Source organism: Streptomyces sp. Q2, assembly GCF_056820935.1.
In genome coordinates, this window is sequence record NZ_JBXEJE010000128.1 from 1 (window position 1) to 437 (window position 437).

The 437-nt window shown below is 50.8% G+C and carries 1 protein-coding gene; it reads left to right on the plus strand.

Going from position 1 to position 437, the window contains the following annotated elements; translation table 11 throughout:
* Positions 1 to 353 (plus strand): hypothetical protein (locus tag ACWBNA_RS47885; RefSeq protein ID WP_482710891.1); only part of this gene is annotated, 353 nt, incomplete at its 5' end.
* Positions 354 to 437: the final 84 nt, after the last annotated feature.

The window sequence follows — 437 nt, forward strand, 5'->3', positions numbered from 1 at the left end:
CAGTGAGCGAGCAGGTCACCAAGTGCTGTACTGGATCCGTGGTGGAAAGGCGGCCATGTTTCTCTGCCCTGCCCGTGGATGAGACCTATGTCCCCAAAGAATTTAAAGCTGAGACCTTCACCTTCCATGCTGATATCTGCTCACTTCCAGAGAAGGAGAAGCAGATGAAGAAGCAAGCGGCACTTGTTGAACTGGTGAAACACAAACCCAAGGCTACGGGTCCACAGCTGAGGACCGTGTTGGGCGAATTTACAGCTTTCTTGGATAAGTGCTGCAAGGCTGAGGACAAGGAGGCCTGCTTCTCCGAAGATGGCCCAAAACTTGTTGCTTCGAGCCAAGCTGCTTTAGCCTAAACACATCGCACGCATCTCAGTCTGCCCTGAGAAAAAGAGAGACATGAAGACTCGGGACTTACTCATCTTTTCTGTTGGTGTAAA